A 921-nucleotide genomic window follows, 5' to 3' on the forward strand; every position below is an offset into this window, starting at 1 on the left:
CCACGTAGGCCAGCGCCCGCGCGCCTTCGGTCAGCGCGCGCATCGTGCCGAGCATGCGGCGCACGTCCGGGTGATGGATGATCGTCACCGACTGCTTGGCCGAACCATCGACCGGGCGGCTCTGCACACGTTCCTTCGCGAATTCCGCGGCCTTCTGGTATGCGCGATCGGCCACGCCGATCCCCTGCATCCCGACGCCGAAGCGCGCGGCGTTCATCATGATGAACATGTACTCGAGGCCGCGGTTTTCCTCGCCGACCAGATAGCCGATCGCGCCGCCGTGGTCACCATACTGCAGCACCGCCGTCGGGCTCGCCTTGATCCCGAGCTTGTGCTCGATCGACACGCAGTGCACGTCGTTGCGCGCGCCCAGCGAGCCGTCGTCGTTGACCATGAACTTCGGCACGATGAACAGCGAGATGCCCTTCACGCCTTCCGGTGCGTTCGGCGTGCGCGCCAGCACCAGGTGGACGATGTTGTCCGCCATGTCGTGCTCGCCCCACGTGATGAAGATCTTCGTGCCGAACACCTTGAACGTGCCATCGCCCTGCGGCTCGGCGCGCGAGCGCACCAGCGCGAGATCGGAGCCCGCCTGCGGCTCGGTCAGGTTCATCGTGCCGGTCCATTCGCCGGAGATCAGCTTCGGCACGTAGCGCTGCTTCTGCTCGTCGGTGCCGGCCGTCAGCAGCGCCTCGATCGCGCCGTCGGTCAGCAGCGGACACAGCGCGAACGACAGGTTCGATGCGTTGAGCATCTCGATGCACGGCGTCGCGATCAGCTTCGGCAGCCCCTGACCGTCGTACTCGGACGGATGCTGCAGCCCCTGCCAGCCGCCTTCGACGAACTGGCGGAACGCTTCGCCGAAGCCCGGCGTCGCGGTCACGACGCCGTCCTTCCAGCTGCTCGGGTTGCGGTCGCCTT

The 921-nt window shown here is 67.1% G+C and carries 1 protein-coding gene; it reads right to left on the reverse strand.

Annotation, left to right across the window (positions count from 1 at the left end; all coding sequences use genetic code 11):
- Positions 1–921 (reverse strand): acyl-CoA dehydrogenase family protein (locus G3N99_RS41110; RefSeq protein WP_206125297.1); only part of this gene is annotated, 921 nt, incomplete at both ends.

The organism is Burkholderia sp. Ac-20392 (assembly GCF_017104585.1).
Classification (GTDB): Bacteria; Pseudomonadota; Gammaproteobacteria; order Burkholderiales; family Burkholderiaceae; genus Burkholderia; species Burkholderia lata.